We start from the raw sequence: 16,724 nt of genomic DNA, 5'->3' as shown, positions 1-16,724 counted from the left end.
TGCCCTAAATCAAGGTTAGGCCACTAGCGTGGCCAGCTGTTAAATTTTTCCCCGCCGTTTCACGCTCGCAGTCCTTCTCTCCACTTCGCAAGCTCCGTTCCGTTCCCGTCCTGCGGTGGCGGGTCAATTGCCGCAACACCGCCGGGCGCTCCTCAAAAAATAAATTCCGCAGGCTACATTTATTTTTCTGCGGTGCTTCGGGGTGTTAGATTGCCCCAGGAACATCGTCGTCACCGGAACGTAATCGAACCATTCCAAAAAACAAATAAAAGAAAGCGAAGATAAGCTGCGATTTCAAAACGTTCGGTTCAAGCCCTTCGGGTTAAAATAAAAATCTCCACCCTACTATTTCGCACACGCACTGACAACCTCAAAGCATGACGTCGTTTCTCCGCTTACAACTATTCTACTAATAAACCGGGTAGTATTTTGATTTTAAAACCGCCCTTATTTGAAATCTCCGCTTCGATGGATGCCTTTCTTTTTTTCATTTTTTTCTTTTGAAAAAGTTAAATTTAAACATCGAAGCCATGCAGAAATTATCTATCAAGACACACAACCCGAAAAACAATTATGAAAAACCTCATTTCTTCATTCTTTCCAAAGGAGCAAATAGCGGCAAGCCATTAGCGCAACCGTGCCCTAATTGCTTTGTATTGGAATTTGAAAGCGAACAGCAAAAAGAAAATAATTACTGGCTTGCTTACAGCCTTTGGCAGTCAAAATTTTGGCGGTATTATTTGGTTGGTTCCGTCGTACTATTTTTGAGGCTCTACGAATTCAAGCCGCAATTTATAGCAAAAGGTGAAGCGCTTCAAAACAGTTACGCCCAGCACATAAAGAATGTCCGGGCGTTAAATTTGTTAGAGGAGAAAGAATTAGAGTTTTCGAAAAATATTGCATTAATAAAGGAAATGCGTGCCGCAATTCTACACACATACACCAGAATTTAATCCTGTTAATTTTCGGCTTGATCGTCTGGAAGCATCGCACGGATTTTATCTAAGAGGTCCATTTCTTCCAATGGAATAATCTCGATTATTTTCTCAAGCACACCGCTAACAGCGCACGGAATATTCCGCACACTCCCAACGCCTTCACTATCTGCTTCCAAAGCAGCTACAGACACTTTAAGAACATCAATTATATAATAACTTAGTTCAGCATAACTGTTTACCGGAATGCTCACTGTTCCTTTTCCTTTACGATGCTTTGAGGGCTTTACCACGACAAATGAACTTGCAGCAACGTCTTTTAATTCTTCAATAGTTTTTATTTTATCATCCATCAGTCAAGCATTTTGATCATTATTTACTTTAACCGGTTCAAGCCTTCCAAGTTCTGCGACTACAAGCTTGTCAGCCCGTTCGACAAATTCATAATATCGATTATTCAATACTTCATAATCGTGGTAGGAAACATCATCGATATAACCGTAGCGAAGCGACGTTGTGCGTCCTGACAAAATCCTTAAAAGTTCTTTGTCTTTATCAGTAGTTCGCGGAAAAATCTCAGCCGTTAGTGGTGTAAAATATTCGCACAATTCAAAAAGATAAGGTAGTGTAAAATGATTCGGCATGTAACCGAGGAAAATCCGAATCAAACCAAGACAGGTTTGCTCAATTACCAACCCCATCAGGTAGACATGAATCTTTGTAGCACCACCGCCGTCGAGCGCCTCGGCTTCCATCAGGAACGTTTTGGTTTTATCACGCTGTGCCCAGTAAATACTTGCTGATGGAATATTTCTAACGGGAATTTCTTTAAATGGCAGAAATGGCGGCTTCAAAGTTTCCAGGAATAACAATTGACCGCGTTGCATAATCTGGTAGAAGAAATATTGTTGGTCACCCTTTTGCTGCATCAATGATTTCTTAGATTGCATGATTACCGTTGCCGTGCATCGCCCTTCGGTCTGGGATTTAATCTTAAACGAAATATTACCAGGAACATGTGATTGGAAATCTTTGACAATCAAGAATAGGTAATAATGGGTATTTTGAAAATCAATCGCATTGTTTTCCAAAAGAACGTTTGCAGCCGACCGGCTAACATTGCGCTGACCGATACAATAAAGCGCAGAAATGGCAACAGATTCCGCAACAATTTGCGTAATGAGTTTGAGCGGTTCAGCTTGATCAATTGCAATAAGCGGGCTTTTAGTTCTCGAAAACTCATATTGGCATCGGCAAATACATTCTTTAAAAAGCCTACTGACTTCAATATTTACCCAATCCTTTTTGGCTTCGGCGGCATCGATAATTTCTTTTGTAAGTTCCGGCATGTTCTGGCCATTTTGCACACAATAGCAGGCTCCATTAAGCAATTCCAACAACCTAAATTCCTGTTCATTTTGATCGTCGAACGTTTTGGCCAATGCTGTAGAAAACTTTGCTACATGATTTTGGTGGACTTTTAAATCATGCTCGACAAGATATTCGCCGGTAAGAAAATTTGAAGCCGCAATTAACAGCCATCGGATATTTTGGTGAATGTTATAAGCCGCCTGTAAATGGTCTTCCTGCCTCTTGTAATATTTGAGGTTTAGTCCAAGAATAAAAGCCGAGTTATCTTCTTTGTCAAATTCACTTTTTGCTTTCTTTAAAAACCTTCTCGGCTTTAATTTTTCAACGTAACTAAATTCGTTAGTTTCATTAGTACTGTAAATCAAACTGTTTTTAGTACAATGCATAGCAAAAAATGGATTGCCGTCTTTCAATTCATCCTTAACCCATTGGGCGCTGAAAATCCGGAAAGAGAATTGCGGGAAAGCTTCAAACACTTTCCAATAATTTTCGTTGAGATCGTCCCAGGCGTGCGGACTATCCTCGCCAATTATGATCAAGATGATACCGGCGTTTAGTTCTTCCTCAACGTGTGGCGAAAAATAAATGGTACGAATGGCAGAAAACGCCATTATCAGTTCAATGGCTTTTTCAAGTTCCGCTTGTTGCGGATGATCCTTTGAAATTAAATAGTTGTGGTACATAATTCTTAATTTTGACGTGAAACATATCTGAAAAATTGTATTTTTGTTAAATCACTGCAAGTAAGAAATACTGTTTTCTGTACCGTATCATTTTGTTCTGTATGCTACACGTATCTTACATTTACAGCGTTCCAAACACATTTATTACTTTTGAATTATGACACCAACAAAAAACCACATAGGACGAAAAATTAGCCGCATCCGCGAATTACGTGATATGAAACAGGAAGCGCTCGCCCAGGCAATGGGTACAAATCAGCAGGCAATTTCTTTGATGGAAAATAGCGAGACGATTGATGAGGATAAATTGGTTGAGGTGGCGAAAGCGTTAGGTGTTACACCGGAAGCAATTAAAAATTTTAGCGAAGAAGCTATTTTAAATATTATCGGTAATACTTATCATGACAGTAATGTGATACATGGTAGCGCCTTCAATTGCAATTTCAATCCGTTAGATAAATTGATTGAAACTTATGAGGAGAACAAGAAGCTCTATGAAAGACTATTACAAAACGAAAAAGAAAAGAATATTTATTTGGAAAAATTTTTGAATAAATAAATTCCAATTCATAGAAGCTTCCAAAAGGAAGCTTTTTTTAAAATATATATTTTATGAAAGATTATACTAAAAATATCTCGCGTTGGATTGACGGACTTACAAAAGATCAATTTGACGATTTTATAAAAGTTTTTCTTAAAAATTATTGGAATGTAGAAACCGTAGTTCTAACGGACGGAAAAGGTGACGGCGGAATTGATGTTAAGATTCTCACAAACAAAATAAATAAAAGAATTCCTCTTCAAGTTACAATCGATAAGAATGTATATTCAAAACTTGAAAAAGATTTGGTGAAAATATCAAAACTTATTTCTGAATTTGATTATTCAGAAAACTTCTTTTTCTACTACTCCCGGGGTGCTGCGGAAGGCGTGGTTATCTCGCTTATAGATAAAGCCAGAAAAGAATATGGTATAAATTTAGAAATCTTCAATAACAAATTGTTAGCTGAATATTTAGATAAACCTGAATATATTGAGTCAAGACAAAAATTGCGAGAAATTTTAGGGGATTTTTTAAAAGACGAAAAAACTTTTTTTGATGAAAATGACAAACTTAGGTTTGATCTTTTAAGCTACAGCACAGAGTCAATCGAGTTAAAAGAGAGATTCATTTATGCCTTCATCTTAAATGAGTTCTTTATTTCTACTAAAGATCAATTATCAAAGTCGGAAATTGTACATCGATTGGAAACAGAATTTAACTTGCAAAGTGCTGAATATTATTGTGAGAAGATAGTTAGTAGCTTGTTAACAAAACACAAAATTGAAAAAGTAACCGATGACACTTATAAGATAACTGATACGGAGAAAAAGAATCTTGAAAATATAAAGGAAGATTCTAGTTTACTTGAGAGAGAATTTCTCACAAATTTAGAGGAAATTCTAAAAAAAGCTGGCTTAGATGAACACGTAAAAGAAGTCGTAGAACTCCTTTACAAAGTTTTCAAACGTAGCAACAAGGTTGATGCGGTTGAAATTTCTGAGTCGCTTGAATCTATTGATGACTCCGATCTTTCTACTTTCTACAAATATTTTTCAAACAAGCTGGAAAATAAGCGTTTACTAAAAAACATAATTAGAGAAATTTTTTCGCTCTGCAGTGAGAATCATTTTATCATAAAAGTTTCTGCTGGTAACGTTTATAGAGAGTTAATCAATAGTTCTGAATATGATTCATACTCCCGTAGAGTTAATAAAGAAGTGTTTTTAGATACTCCGGTTTTGATTTACCTTTTATTGGCAATGAAAGAACCAGATTTTGAATACGACAACTATCAATTTTCTATCGCAAAATCACTATTTGGCTTAATAACGAGTGGGGATCAAACAGCGATCTATAATACTACTGAACCATACATTATTGAACTCGCCGATTACGTTCGCAATACGATAAAACTAGCTCCTTTATACGATGAAGGTCTTTTAGAAAGTTTAGGCGGTTCGTCTAACGAGCTAATAAATATGTTTATTAACATAAAAGAAAAGGGTTTCTTTGATGGCAATTTGTCAGCATATATTGAGGACTTTGGGATAAATATATCTAAGGTTCGCTTCGACGATAAAAATGAATATCTACAACAATTCTTAATAAAACTTTTTAAGGACAATAATATTAATGTTGATATAGTAGCAGATTACGATAGGGATTACAAATCAAGGACAGATTACACCAATGTCGCCAAAACTTTAGGTGATATTTATTCTAGGGCTGAAATAAATAGAAAGCCTCGTTCACTCCGTTTTGATTGCCTGTTATTTATGCACATATATTTTGTGGATGCAGATCTCACAGATCCGACGGTTTTAACTTGGGATAACACCTTTCGGGATTTTAGAAATGAATTCCAATCTAAAAATCCAAATTATCGTTATTGGCATTTGTTTAAACCTGGAAAATATTTAGATCACGTAGCGCTTTTAAAATTTAAAATAAACGGCAAAGCAATTACAAATGAAATACTTTCGATGATAGAAACAGAGTTCGAAGTTGTTAAAGGTGTTAAGAAATTGACAGACGTGTTGGCTAGTATAGTTGATTTAAAATCTGCTACTGGGACAAAACTATCGAAAGGGTTGGCTCACATAAGAGATGTTTATATTTATGAGATTGGTAAAGAAATTGAAGATAAGGAACTCGATTCTGTAGACAGCCAACCCGTTGATGAAATCTTATCGACTATATTTGATTACTATCATAAAAGCGAGGGCCCTTATACCTTTGATGATTTTACAAAGACTCTACAAATTGAGGCAGCTGTAACTGAGGTTTTAGAGTTATTAAGACGCCAGACTGATTATTATATCAAATACAATAAATATTCCGACAACTTTAGACATAAATTTGATCGAGTGATTAAAAAGTATCAATCAATCGATGACTCATTGCCTATTTCATTTTAATCCATCAAAAAAGCCTGCTTCTTTCGAACGCAGGCTTTCTAATCCGGAAAAGGTTACCAGTCAAAACCGGATTATTTCTTTCTCACTTTCGTGAGCAATTTTAAAATAAAGGTTGCCGTGAAACTTACAACGGCACCGATCACCGCTAACACAACCGTTTTCAAAATATCTTCCGAGTGCAAATTGGGAATAATGCTGAGCAACGTTCCCGCTGCCGTACCTGTCTTGAGTGAAATGTTAGCTTCCATCGTGAGCGTTGTTTTCGGCTTCCGGCAAATTCTTAGCCGTATCATCAACTGTGATTTGGCTCACTGCCGATAAAACACCACCGGCTACAGCCGTGTAACCTGCAACAGTTACGATCACCGCAGGCAAAGCCACCGGCGCGGTAAGCAATGCACCGCTAACGGCGAGCATCGCAAGCCCGATGGTACGAAGCAACTTAAAAAATTTTGGTGTTGGCGCTTGCGCCCTTTCTATGATTTTCATGATGATCAATTTAGGATTGGATAATTAAAACTACTTTCTCATTGTTTTCTACAGCTTTGTAAACTAAAGCCTTTAAGGTTGTACAGGCTTTGCGTGACATCAGCCCTAAACCGGCTCCCGCAATTTTCGTCACTGGTGCGATGCAGCCGTTCAGTTCCTTCAAGGCGTTATTGGCCGGATGAAATAAAATGCCGCTTCTCCCTTTCACGTTCAAAACCTCAATGTACCACTGGTACTTTTTCGAATACCTTTTCCTTAAAAAATATTTCCCTTCAGGAACGCAGGAAACTCTTCGCTCGTTCATTTTCCACGGCAGCTCAATCGTATTGCAGATTAGCTTGCCTTCGCATTCGAGTTTTCCATTTGTTCCGTCCGGGAAATAATTCCTTCTCAGGACAAGCACCATTTTACAAGCCGCTTACGGTTACCAAAGCGAGCGGGTTAAATGCACCGTTTTTCAACGGGTACATTGCGCCGTTCACTTCTTGGTAAAACTCGATACCAAGCGCTAAAAACAGCGGCTTGGTACTCGCCGCCGTAACTTGGTTCATGTGGCTCACCGCTACGGTCGGGGTAGCATCCCACGGCAAAATTGCTGTTTCCGATGTGGCCACTGTGAACACCTCATTTTCAAAATCAATCTCGGCACCGCCGGATATAATTTTGTAGTGCGTCGTTCCTGATGGCGCAACAATCATGTTTGTCGGAACAAACGGTGCAAGGTCAACCGTAATTTCACCGCTAACCCTGTCGATCGCGCCAACAAATGGCGCATACAGTGTAGTTCCTAGTTTTCCGCGCAGGTTGAACTCGAAACCCAAAAGCAATTCGGCTTCGCCATCGATTACATTTCGCAGTCCTCTTTCGTTCACCAAATCCGCTTGGATTACTTTTACCATTTTCTGCGTCAGCCTGCTTACCATTCTGCTGTCCGCAGAATTAATTAGCAAGGCTCGCAGCGCCGTTCTGAGCATCTTGCCAGCCTTTCCGGCTCGCCCGAACTCCGCGCCGTTCTCACGCGTTCTCTGAAACGCAGGATCACTCTCGATTCTGCTTTTCTCGATTCCACCTTTCTCGCGCACCAAATGCCCGTCTGCGGAAGTCTTGTAGAAGGTCATACCACCAATGGTTCCCTTCAGCTTGATTATGCCAGTCTGTCTAGCCATAATTTCTACATTTTACGATTAATACTCATTTTCATTTTCACTCCTCATTTCGATTATCGTTGCAACATAACTTCGACTGATTCGAGAACAAAACTTGCACTAATGCGCCACATAAAAAAGCCACCCATGTTCCAGGATTACCAAACCGACAAAATTGGCAGCATTCAGCAAAATTGGCATCCAAACCAAGCACGAAAAGCACTTAATTTGCCCTTGCAGAAGCAATTACAATTTTTCTTATTTTTGAACAGTTCTTAGAAATGGAAACTAGCACTTTGAAGAAACTCAAAGCCTAGTTAAAGGTATGGTTAGAGTATGAAAACTATGGGAAGGCGTATATGCATCACCACAAACGATGTAGAACTCGTTACGGGTCAAAGCTATCGCCAAAGTCTTAGACTATTGCATGAGATCGCAAACAGCCTAAATAAAGCCGTAAAGTTTGTTACTATTCAAGAATTCTGTAATCACACAGGATTAAATATTGAACAGGTTGAAAAGACAATATTTGGTTGATGCTGATAAATGCTACAGGCGGAGAAAATAAATGTCTCCCGAATCATTGAACGCTTCGCAAACCCATTCATTTTTTAGTGTAGTTCTTGCCGTTTCTCTTGGTTTATACATTACTAATCATTATCTTTACAACATAAGATTTAGTGATTTTTGCAGACCTTAAAGATGCAAAATCGAGACCGTTGGATTTTAATTTTTGGAAAGCATTGATATAGGCGGGTTCAGCCGTTAGGTTCGAATCCCTCATCGCCCACGAAAGCCGAAAACACAAGTTTTCGGCTTTTTTATTTCAAGCAAGCGTCGAAAGCAAGCTTTCGTGCAAGGCACCCCAAAAACGGGAACAGCGCAGCCAATCCCTTCCAAACAAAACTTCCCAATCTTGCAAACTGCAAAAAACGGTTGGCTTTGATATCATCACCCGATTGCATTGCGCGCTACCCCATTGCTGCATCAAATTTTACGCGAAGACAATATTTGCTTCACTTCCGAAATTTGCAGATTAATTCCGATTATCGTTCCCTTTTCATCAATAAGAAAATTATACGGGATGCTTTCAATTCCCAGTCTATTTCCCACTTTTTGGTCTTCATCGAGCAGATTGGCCCAGCTTAATTTGTCCTTCGAAGATAGCATCGTTCCATTGCTTTTTGCTTTTATCGCTTGAAATTCCGATGATTTCAAAATTACCCGAAGCAAATTCCTGTTTTAAATCGATGAGCTCCGGATTTTTCTTTCTGCACGGCCCACACCACGAAGCCCAAAAATCAACCAGCACCATTTTCCCCCTGTAATCTTTGAGGCGGACAATAGTCCCCTTTTGATCGGGCAACTCGAAGTCTAAAAAAGGTTTCCCCACCGCATAGACACCCAGCCTGTCAATTCCTTTCTTGAAAAGCTTCAGGTGTTGCGCGTCTTGTTTGGTTGCATCTATCAGCGAATAAAGGTGCAGGAGTTGCTCCTTGTCCAAGATGGGATTGACCAAAGCAAGTTCGGCCAAGATGGCCCCGCTAAACGGATGTGCGCGATGTTTGCTTAAAAAAACAGTTAATTTCTTGTACAGTGCCGCTTTGAAATCTGGCTTGCCTACGTTTGCCTTGTAAAAATCCTGATAGGTTTGCTGCACCTGTAAAGAATGCGATCCTTTAAGTGCGTCGATGTGCAGGGTGCTGACCGTAGTTCCGTCCTTGAGCAAGTCGCCGACACTGACCTCCATGGCAATCGGGCTGTTCTCGAGGTAAAATTGGGGCGCGTTGGTTGCCGATTTGATATAAATCTGCGCAACGGTAGTGTCTTTAACCATCCCCTTGAATTCAAATTGATTATTGACCAATTTCACGCTGTCCTCGGTATTGTTGTAGTACAGGTAGGCGAACTCGTCCTTGACTGTTCCTATGATGGTTCCCGATACCGTAAATGCTTTTGGGGTGTTTTGGCCATAACCCATCGCGGTTAATAAAATAACAAGGGACAATGTCCGGGCTTTTGTTTTCATCTTTTTCAATTTTTAATGTTGTGGTTCTTGTATTGCTGTTGGAGATGACAAACGATATTATTGTCCATTTATTAGAGAACGAAGCCTGTTTTTTTAAAGAAAATCGGGTGCCGATCCGGTAACGGATTGATTTTTAAATCATAAACCCGGCCTTGATTTACTCTATATCGTCGGGGTCCTACTTTAAATCTCGGTATTTCGTAAAACGCAAAAACACAATATTATTCAAATAATTGATTTTCAGTATTTTAAATCAAAGGCACGGTCATTGGCTTAGGGGCTAGAGAAACATCAACCGGTAGATGTTTGGACAAACTGAAGGAATAATCACTAAAACCTAAAAAAGATGAAAAATGCATTACACCTAAAAGCTACTAAAAGATGGATGGCCAGAGCGATGACGCTCGCTCTTTTAGTAATCATGCCGGCAAATAACTTATTTGCCCAAAAACAAGTAAAAAACATTGTACTGGTCCATGGCGCGTTCGCCGATGGCTCGGGTTGGGAAGGCGTTTACAACCTGCTCAAGAAGAAAGGATTCAACGTTAGTGTGGTGGCCAATCCGAATACCTCATTTGCCGAAGACGTTGCGGCTGCCAAGCGCACGATTGATCGATTGGAAGGCCCCGTCCTACTTGTCGGACATTCGTATGGAGGCGCCATCATCACCGAGGCAGGGAATTCGGACAAGGTCGTCGGACTCGTTTACATTGCGGCTTTTGTGCCCGATGCCGGCGAAACGATGTTGCAACTCGTTCAATCTGGACCGCCTACACCAAACTCGGGCATTGAGCCACCCTCTGCCGACGGTTTTGTCTGGTACGGCAAAGCCAAGTTCCATTCGGGATTTTGTGCCGATTTGAGTAAAGAAAAAGCCGATTTCATGTATGACTCACAGGTTCCTATCGCCGCTTCGATTTTTGGAGCTACCGTAACCAAAGCCGCATGGAAAACCAAACCGTCATGGTACATCATCGCGACGGAAGACCAAACGGTTCCCATTGAAGGCGCACGGTTTATGGCCAAAAGGGCCAATTCAAAAGTGACCGAAATAAAAGCCAGCCACGCGGTCTATGTCTCGAAGGCAAAAGAAGTCGCCGATGTGATAGCCCAAGCCGCCAAATAAATTTTAAAATAACAATAACCCATTATAATCTATAACATCATGAAAAAAGTACTCTATACCGCAGTTTTAGCATTGGCATCCGTTGCCGCCTTCGCGCAAAAGCCAAGCCCAAGTTTGTTGAGCCCAACCAACCACAGTCTGGTAATGATCGATTACCAAAGCCAGATGGCATTTGCAACCAAAAACATCAATCCGGAACAGTTGAGAACCAATGTGGCGCTGGTGGCCGGGGCTTCAAAAATCTTTAATGTGCCTACGATCGTCACCACCGTCGCAGAGACATCATTCAGCGGCCCCGTTTTCCCCGAAGTTCAGGAATTCTACCCCAAGGCAACCTCCAACTATATCGACCGCACGACGATGAACTGCTGGGAAGACCTCAATGCCCAGAAGGCAATTGCCGGTAAAGGCAAAAAAACATTGGTGATGGGCGGTCTGTGGACCAGCGTATGCATTGTCGGCCCCGTGTTATCAGCCATCAATGAAGGCTATACGGTGTATTTCATTACAGATGCCTGCGGCGATGTTTCTACAGAAGCCCATGAAATGGCAATCACGCGAATGGTACAGGCAGGCGCCCGCCCCATGACGTCCATGCAATACATCCTCGAACTCCAACGCGATTGGGCCAGAAGCGAAACGTATAAAGCCGTTACCGATCTGATCATGAAATATGGCGGTGCCTATGGTATCGGAATCCAATACGCGCGCACCGTAATCAAACATTAACCTGAGTGTCCACAACCGGAGGCCCGTGTCTCCGGTTTTTAATTGAATAGTTATGAAGAAATTTGCCAAGTATTGTATCCTGTTTTCTTTATTGACATTTGCACTGGTCGCCTCGGCACAGAAAAAGGCCACATTGATCGTCGCCAATGCCAAAGTCATTACCCTGGACGACCGCAACCCGCAAGCTCAGGCCGTAGCCATCAGCGGAAATAAAATCATAGCGGTCGGAACCAGTGCCGAAATACTCAAACGCAAAACCAATCGAACCATCGTTATTGATGCCAAAGGAAAAACGGTAATTCCCGGCCTGTACGATTCCCACCTGCATGTCATTCGCGGCGGTCGTTTTTACAACGCCGAATTGCGCTGGGACGGTGTAAAAACCCTAAGCAGGGCCTTACAGATGCTCAAAGAACAAGCTCAAAGAACACCCGAAGGCCAATGGGTTCGCGTCGTTGGCGGATGGACAGAATACCAATTCGAAGAAAAAAGAAAACCCACACTCGCCGAAATCAATGAGGCGACAGGAAACACACCTGCATTTATCCTCAATCTGTACGGTGAAGCCTACCTCAACCAGGCCGGTATCAAAAAACTTGGGATCAACGAAGACACGCCCAATCCAAACGGCGGATTGATCCAAAAAGACCGGTTTGGCCAACCCACCGGATTGTTGGTGGCCGAGCCCAATGCTTTTGTATTGTATTCCACTTTGGCGATGCTACCTGAATTGTCCGCTGCAGAAAAAGCAAATTCGACAAAATTATTCATGTCCGAATTGAATTCGTTGGGCGTTACCAGCGTCATGGATGCCGGAGGTGGCTTTCAAAATTTCCCCGAGGATTATGCCATTACCGATTCCCTTTCAAAAATAAATGAACTCACCGTTCGTTTACCCCATTACCTTTTTGCGCAAAAACCGGGCAAGGAGCTGGAAGACTATAAAAGATGGATTGATATGGTCGATATCGAGGCGCACGATCACGATGACCAATCCACAGAATACTATGTGCAAGGTGGTGGCGAAAATTTAGTGGCTTCGGGAGGCGATTTCGAAAACTTCACCAAGCCGCGCCCAGAATTGCCGCCCGTAATGGAAACGCAACTAAAAGCAGTAATCGAAACATTGGTCAAGAACCGTTGGCCGTTTCGTTTGCATGCCACCTATAACGAAAGCATCACACGGTTTTTGAATGTTATTGAAGCGGTAAACAAAGAAATCCCGCTGAATGGACTGATTTGGTTTTTTGACCACGCAGAAACCGTTTCAGATGAAAACCTATTGCGGATCAAGGCCCTGGGTGGTGGAATTGCCATCCAACACCGGATGGCTTACCAGGCAGAAACTTTCATTTCGCGTTATGGCAAAAAAGCGGCCTTGAACGCCCCGCCCATCCGCAAAATGATTGACCTCAACCTGCCGGTCGGCGCAGGAACAGATGGTACGCGCGTGGCCAGCTACAATCCTTGGGTCGGATTGTATTGGCTCGTGACTGGCCAATCCGTTGGCGGGACCGTTTTTGCCGCCAAGGAAAACCAATTGGACCGCATCAAGGCACTCAAGATATACACCCAAGGAAGCGCTTCTTTGATCCATCAAGACCGTGACAGGGGAACGATCAAGGAAGGCTATTTGGCCGATATCGCGATTCTTTCGGAAGATTATTTGACAATCGATGCACAGCAAATCAAGGACATCCGCGCCGAGATGACAATACTCGACGGCAGAATCGTTTACGGAAATCCCCTTTTTTCAAAATTTGCGCCAGCCATCCCAAGGGCCTTACCTGCCTGGAGCCCTGTTAATTTTTACGGCGGCTATCAAAAGAATTGAATCGCAACTGATGGTTATCCCTCTTACCACATCAAAGAACACATGTTTGCTCATTTTTAAAAACACGCGATGGAACACACCATTTTAGGCATTCATCACATTACAGCGATTGCTGGAGATGCCCAACAAAATTTCGACTTTTACGCCAAAGTATTGGGATTGCGATTGATCAAAAAAACGGTCAATTTTGACGATCCGGGAACATATCACTTCTATTTCGGGGATGAGATTGGCAACGCAGGAACCATACTTACTTTTTTTCCGTGGGGTGCCGGAATCCAGCAAGGCCGCAGGGGTTCGGGGATGGCCACGGAAATTGGCTATTCTGTCCCGGCCGGGAGTTTGGATTTTTGGATCAAACGCTTTGACGCGCACAACGTTGCTTACCACCAGCCTTCTGAAATATTCGGCGAGAAGTACCTGACTTTTTTCGATCCCGACGGTTTGAAATTCGAACTCATTGAATCCAAGACAACGGACAACCGCAAGGCTTGGGAAACCCATGAAATCAAAGCCGATGTTGCCGTCAAGGGATTCCACAACATCACTTTAACCCTGAATAATATTGAGGGCACCGCAAATTTATTGACCACCGTATTTGGTTATAAGCTCATTGCCAAAACGGCAAACCGGTACCGCTATGCGACCGCTGCCGTGGAAAATGCCGCCATTGTCGATTTGGTCGAATTGCCACAAGAGAAACCCGGTCAGGTAGCCAACGGAACGGTGCACCATGTGGCATTCCGCGTAAAGAATGATGAAAACTTGATGCATTTTCACGACATTATCAATGCATTGGGATTGGGAATTACATCCCCAATTGACCGCCAATATTTTCATTCCTTGTATTTCAGGGAGCCGGGCGGCGTACTTTTCGAAATAGCGACGGAAAATCCGGGCTTCACCGTAGATGAAACCTTGGAAGATCTGGGTAAAAATTTGAAACTGCCCAAGCAATACGAATCCAAGCGCAAAGAAATAGAAGCCCATTTGGCCAAAATAAATTAGCGAATCAGCAACCTAAGTGTAAATAAAACAGGAATGGAACGTTTTAAGATAACCCGGATTTTTGCAGACGAACATGGCGAAAGTCATTTCATGGACATGCAAGTGCGGTTGGAAAACAACGGTGAAATCGGCTATCTGTCAACCTTGCAGGATGCCATTGGCATTGTTTTCAGGAAAGTAAAACCCGATTATGATTACGATTTCCATACGGCGCCCAATCGGCAATACATCATACTCCAAGACGGGGCGATCGAAATCGAGACTTCACTCGGGCAAAAGCGCAGTTTTGGTGCGGGTGACGTCTTGTTGATGGAAGATACGTTTGGCAAAGGGCACCGGACACGAAATTTAAACCATGCGGTCCGGTCCTCTATATTCGTACTTTTGAAATAACTTCGAAATCAGGGGCTAAACATTTGGCCCACTAATACCCAACTTCTTCATTTTCGAGTACAGCGTAGAGGCCGGAATATTTAAAATCTGGGCTGCCCCGCCCGCTCCCGAAACTTTCCCATTGCATTTCTTCAAGATGTAGTTGATGTAGTCGCGTTCGTTTCCGTGGATGGACTGGACAACAAATTCCTGGGGCTTTGTCTGCTCTGGATCTTTGGAAGATACCGGCAATAGCATTTCATGGATCAGATTTCCTTCGGCAAGCAGCATCGTTCTTTGAACCACATGTTCCAATTCCCTGATATTGCCCGGCCAATCATAAGCCATCAATTGTTCCAGTGCGCGATCCGACAGTTTGGGGATTTCATTCCCCGATAGTTTGCCGAATGAGGAAATGAAATGGTTGGCCAAGGCAGGAATGTCATCCCTTCTCTCCTTCAATGACGGTATGGTGATCGGGAACACATGCAACCTGTAATACAGATCGAGCCTGAATCGGCCCGCGGCTATTTCGTCTTCGAGATTGCGGTTGGTCGCGGCAATAATGCGGACGTTCACTTTGATCGGCAGGTCATTCCCAATCCGTTCGATTTCCCTTTCCTGCAACACCCGCAACAGTTTGATTTGTATATCCATGGGCATTTCACCGATCTCATCCAAAAAAATGGTTCCCCCATCGGCGGCCTGGAACTTACCGATGCGTTTATCGAGTGCCCCGGTAAAAGCCCCTTTTTCATGACCAAAAAGAAGCGATTCGGCAAGATTGTCGGGGATGGCGCCGCAATTGATGATCACCATTGGTTTGTCTTTTCTTGGCGACAGGTTGTGGATGCTTTGCGCCACTTTTTCTTTTCCAGTCCCGCTTTCCCCCAAGATCAACACCGACGTTTCGGAAGGGGCCACTTTCTTGATGTGGTCAAAAACAGTAAGCATTTTTTTACTGCTCCCGATCATCGAACAAAAACCATCGGCGGGGTCATTCACTACAACAGGAGGCAATTTCTTGACCGTGGTGGTCGGCATTTCTTTTTTAGTCGTATTCATGGTGTTTACAAATTTGGCCAACACCATCTCGAGCTTGGTCAAAAGCGACAAGTGTTCGCTGCCATAGGAATCGGAATCCCTGCTGAAAAAGAAAAAATTAAAAATACTGCCCTCCTCGATCCTGACCGGAAGCGCGATGAACGACCTGGCGCCAAATGTATGGGCGATTAACCGTTTGATCGGCGAGCTATTGAATATTTCTTTAAACGCTTCGCCTTCATAAATCTTTGGCAATTCATGTTTTGGCGAGTCCAATTTCAAATCGAAAATCTCCTGCTTGCTTTTTTGCGTGATTTTGGAAAGCTTGTCAATATCGATAAGATCGTAACTGTCAAACCCTTTCCGGATCAAACCAATCGGATTGTATTCATCGGTCACGAAACCCGCATACACATAGTCGAAAGGAATATAGGTTTGCAGCACTTTGGCCAGTTGCAACAAGGCCGGTTCCCATTTCAAAGGCGCATAACTGATGGCCTCGATGTTTTTCCGCAGTATACTTTCTTCCTGCAATTGCGATTCGATCCCATGACGGTGTCGGTAACAGGCAATCTCCAGGGTAATCAAAATGTCGCGTTCCTTGAAGGGCTTGACGATAAAGCCATAGGGACGCGTCATTTTGGCTTCTTCCAAAACAGATCGGTTCGAGTTGGCCGACAGGTAAATAAAACCGATGAAATTCTCGTTCAATTTTTTGGCCAGGTCAATGCCGGTTTCCTTGCCCTGCAGACAGATGTCTAAAAAAACCAAATCCGGCCGTTCTTTCTCGATCAATTCGAGTGCCTGTGTGAACGATCGGGCAATACCAGTGACTTTGTAGCCGGCTCTCTTTAGAATGATTTGCAAATCATTTGCCTCGATAAATTGATCTTCGACAATAAGGATTTTCATTTTCCCTTCCGGGGTATTTTTTTGTAATTCCATAGCAACAAATTTTTAAGAAACCCGACTGTTTTTGCGGACTTAAAGTTAAAAAA

16 protein-coding genes are annotated in these 16,724 nt (G+C 42.4%); 8 read left to right on the top strand and 8 right to left on the bottom strand.

The window, feature by feature from the left end:
• Positions 1 to 530 precede the first annotated feature (530 nt).
• Positions 531 to 953 carry a DUF6943 family protein gene (locus tag QM717_RS16120; protein ID WP_415038997.1) on the top strand — a complete coding sequence of 141 codons (423 nt, stop codon included), beginning with the start codon at positions 531 to 533 and terminating at the stop codon, positions 951 to 953.
• A gap of 5 nt (positions 954 to 958) precedes the next feature.
• Here the strand turns inward: QM717_RS16120 and QM717_RS16115 are convergent, their stop codons facing one another.
• Both QM717_RS16115 and QM717_RS16110 read right to left on the bottom strand, forming a co-directional pair.
• A complete protein-coding gene (locus tag QM717_RS16115; RefSeq protein WP_415038995.1) occupies positions 959 to 1,288 on the bottom strand; it encodes a hypothetical protein in 330 nt (109 codons plus the stop codon).
• Positions 1,289 to 1,291: 3 nt separating this feature from the next.
• Complete coding sequence (locus tag QM717_RS16110) at positions 1,292 to 2,989, bottom strand: hypothetical protein (RefSeq protein WP_415038993.1); 1,698 nt, start codon at positions 2,987 to 2,989, stop codon at positions 1,292 to 1,294.
• 154 nt (positions 2,990 to 3,143) lie between these two features.
• Here QM717_RS16110 and QM717_RS16105 point away from each other — a divergent pair, with 154 nt between their 5' ends.
• Positions 3,144 to 3,548 (top strand): helix-turn-helix domain-containing protein, encoded by a 405-nt coding sequence (locus QM717_RS16105; RefSeq protein WP_415040152.1) that lies wholly within the window; start codon positions 3,144 to 3,146, stop codon positions 3,546 to 3,548.
• A 53-nt stretch (positions 3,549 to 3,601) separates the two neighbouring features.
• Positions 3,602 to 5,950 carry a hypothetical protein gene (locus QM717_RS16100; protein ID WP_415038991.1) on the top strand — a complete coding sequence of 783 codons (2,349 nt, stop codon included), beginning with the start codon at positions 3,602 to 3,604 and terminating at the stop codon, positions 5,948 to 5,950.
• Between the two features lie 71 nt (positions 5,951 to 6,021).
• Here QM717_RS16100 and QM717_RS16095 read toward each other — a convergent pair whose 3' ends face one another.
• The 5 genes from QM717_RS16095 to QM717_RS16075 all read right to left on the bottom strand — a co-directional run bounded on the left by QM717_RS16095 (position 6,022) and on the right by QM717_RS16075 (position 9,613).
• Positions 6,022 to 6,198 carry a hypothetical protein gene (locus QM717_RS16095; protein ID WP_415038989.1) on the bottom strand — a complete coding sequence of 59 codons (177 nt, stop codon included), beginning with the start codon at positions 6,196 to 6,198 and terminating at the stop codon, positions 6,022 to 6,024.
• Positions 6,188 to 6,439 carry a hypothetical protein gene (locus QM717_RS16090; protein WP_415038987.1) on the bottom strand — a complete coding sequence of 84 codons (252 nt, stop codon included), beginning with the start codon at positions 6,437 to 6,439 and terminating at the stop codon, positions 6,188 to 6,190. The genes QM717_RS16095 and QM717_RS16090 overlap by 11 nt, the downstream gene beginning before the upstream one ends.
• Positions 6,440 to 6,449: 10 nt before the next feature.
• The gene (locus QM717_RS16085; RefSeq protein ID WP_415038985.1) at positions 6,450 to 6,845 is read right to left on the bottom strand and encodes a DUF5675 family protein; all 396 of its coding nucleotides are present in this window, start codon (positions 6,843 to 6,845) and stop codon (positions 6,450 to 6,452) included.
• A gap of 1 nt (position 6,846) precedes the next feature.
• Positions 6,847 to 7,605 (bottom strand): hypothetical protein, encoded by a 759-nt coding sequence (locus tag QM717_RS16080; RefSeq protein ID WP_415038983.1) that lies wholly within the window; start codon positions 7,603 to 7,605, stop codon positions 6,847 to 6,849.
• A gap of 1,102 nt (positions 7,606 to 8,707) precedes the next feature.
• Positions 8,708 to 9,613 carry a redoxin domain-containing protein gene (locus tag QM717_RS16075; RefSeq protein ID WP_415038981.1) on the bottom strand — a complete coding sequence of 302 codons (906 nt, stop codon included), beginning with the start codon at positions 9,611 to 9,613 and terminating at the stop codon, positions 8,708 to 8,710.
• A gap of 346 nt (positions 9,614 to 9,959) precedes the next feature.
• Here QM717_RS16075 and QM717_RS16070 point away from each other — a divergent pair, with 346 nt between their 5' ends.
• From QM717_RS16070 to QM717_RS16050, 5 genes are all read left to right on the top strand, one after another.
• Positions 9,960 to 10,739 carry an alpha/beta fold hydrolase gene (locus tag QM717_RS16070; RefSeq protein WP_415038979.1) on the top strand — a complete coding sequence of 260 codons (780 nt, stop codon included), beginning with the start codon at positions 9,960 to 9,962 and terminating at the stop codon, positions 10,737 to 10,739.
• A gap of 39 nt (positions 10,740 to 10,778) precedes the next feature.
• Positions 10,779 to 11,468, top strand: a complete 690-nt coding sequence (locus QM717_RS16065; RefSeq protein ID WP_415038977.1) for a hydrolase — start codon at positions 10,779 to 10,781, stop codon at positions 11,466 to 11,468.
• A gap of 52 nt (positions 11,469 to 11,520) precedes the next feature.
• The gene (locus QM717_RS16060; protein WP_415038975.1) at positions 11,521 to 13,302 is read left to right on the top strand and encodes an amidohydrolase; all 1,782 of its coding nucleotides are present in this window, start codon (positions 11,521 to 11,523) and stop codon (positions 13,300 to 13,302) included.
• Between the two features lie 69 nt (positions 13,303 to 13,371).
• Entirely contained in the window at positions 13,372 to 14,310 is a 939-nt protein-coding gene (locus QM717_RS16055; RefSeq protein WP_415038973.1) for a ring-cleaving dioxygenase, read from the top strand.
• Positions 14,311 to 14,343: 33 nt separating this feature from the next.
• Positions 14,344 to 14,703, top strand: a complete 360-nt coding sequence (locus tag QM717_RS16050; protein ID WP_415038972.1) for a hypothetical protein — start codon at positions 14,344 to 14,346, stop codon at positions 14,701 to 14,703.
• Between the two features lie 15 nt (positions 14,704 to 14,718).
• Here QM717_RS16050 and QM717_RS16045 read toward each other — a convergent pair whose 3' ends face one another.
• Positions 14,719 to 16,671 (bottom strand): sigma 54-interacting transcriptional regulator, encoded by a 1,953-nt coding sequence (locus QM717_RS16045; protein WP_415038970.1) that lies wholly within the window; start codon positions 16,669 to 16,671, stop codon positions 14,719 to 14,721.
• Positions 16,672 to 16,724 lie beyond the last annotated feature (53 nt).

Source organism: Flavobacterium sp., assembly GCF_047602195.1.
In the GTDB taxonomy this organism is placed as follows: Bacteria; Bacteroidota; Bacteroidia; order Flavobacteriales; family Flavobacteriaceae; genus Flavobacterium.
The sequence above is the reverse complement of the archived record's forward strand: the minus strand, read 5'-3'. Positions and strand labels throughout refer to the sequence as shown.